The following is an 814-nucleotide window of genomic DNA, read 5'->3' as shown; positions in this document are numbered from 1 at the left end:
GAAACGGTCTAGAACGGTTGGAATACCCAATAGCCGAACTCCGCCGTTTGGTTTCGGGATTTCGATACGACGGACGGGCTGCGGTTGATAGGTACCCTGTAAAAGGGCAGTTTTCATGTTGTACCATTCGGTTGCGAGGTGCGCTCTCAGGTTTTGAACCGGCATTCCATCTACACCATGGCTTCCCTTATTTCTTTCTACACGCTTCAATGCCTGTATTAAGTTTTCCCTCTCTAGTATCTGTTCCATTAACATCGTTGATATCCTTTCCCTGCGTGGACGAGATGGTCTATTTGTGCCTTTATCTGCTCCACCCTTTTGAAGTTCCCCGTGTATTCACCACTTCTTCCTTCAAATAAGTTCCGTTAGGAATTGTTTGCTTCTTCGCAAAATAACGAACGCCTAGTATCCGTCCTCCTCAATCTGTTCGGTCCTTCCTTATCTTCTCGAGTAGACAAGTACTATGACCTCTGCTGACTTCTGATGATTCAGCTGTCCATCACTGGACAGGTTACCAAGTGTACTTGGCTGTCATCAGACCTCCCCGGGTAAGAGTGCAATCTTTCCCTCCATCTATCTGCTTCATTTACTCTGTACCACCTTCGGCAGTAAGGACTTTGTTTTGTTTCGCAAACTCATCCAATGATACCTAGCCTTATATGAAGTTCGTGTTCCTCAGACCGGAGGTTTGCCGCTTGCTTCCTTCAGATTCCACGTCACCATGGACACCCTTGCATTAAGCTAACCATTACTACTGCCTTCATGGTTCGGGACTCACACCCTATAGATTGCACCCATGCCGGGCGCACGAAAA

At 47.2% G+C, this 814-nt stretch carries 1 pseudogene; it reads right to left on the bottom strand.

What is annotated here, in order from left to right:
- Nucleotides 1–255 (bottom strand): annotated as a pseudogene (locus ASU00_RS24095) (group II intron reverse transcriptase/maturase); the annotation flags it as partial.
- Nucleotides 256–814: the final 559 nt, after the last annotated feature.

Origin of the sequence: Peribacillus muralis (assembly GCF_001439925.1) — a bacterium.
GTDB classification, from domain to species: Bacteria; Bacillota; Bacilli; order Bacillales; family DSM-1321; genus Peribacillus; species Peribacillus muralis.
The sequence above is the reverse complement of the archived record's forward strand: the minus strand, read 5'-3'. Positions and strand labels throughout refer to the sequence as shown.